This window comes from Paraglaciecola sp. MB-3u-78 (assembly GCF_002835935.1).
Classification (GTDB): Bacteria; Pseudomonadota; Gammaproteobacteria; order Enterobacterales; family Alteromonadaceae; genus Paraglaciecola.
Genome location: NZ_PJCF01000085.1, coordinates 1 through 203, shown reverse-complemented (window position 1 = coordinate 203; position 203 = coordinate 1). Strand labels below are relative to the sequence as shown.

Annotated in this window: 1 protein-coding gene; it reads left to right on the top strand. The window is 39.9% G+C overall.

Features of this window, described 5'->3' with window-relative positions; genetic code table 11:
- A partial coding sequence (locus CXF95_RS30995; RefSeq protein ID WP_232788062.1) for a hypothetical protein occupies positions 1 to 203 on the top strand: 203 nt, incomplete at both ends.

Sequence of the window (203 nt, the reverse complement as noted above, 5' to 3'; positions counted from 1 at the left end):
TAATGCTTTTAAAGCGTTTATTTTTACTGCTAACACTCTTCTTATTTTCAAGTTTAGCGCAAAGCTCCATCACCTTAACATCCAGCTCAACCCAGAATGAAGGCGATTTAGCTCTCTCATGGTCGACAGGCAGTAATAACCAATTTTACCTCTACCAAGATGGTGTCAAGGTTTTTTTGGGCTCTCAAACGTCACATACGCTA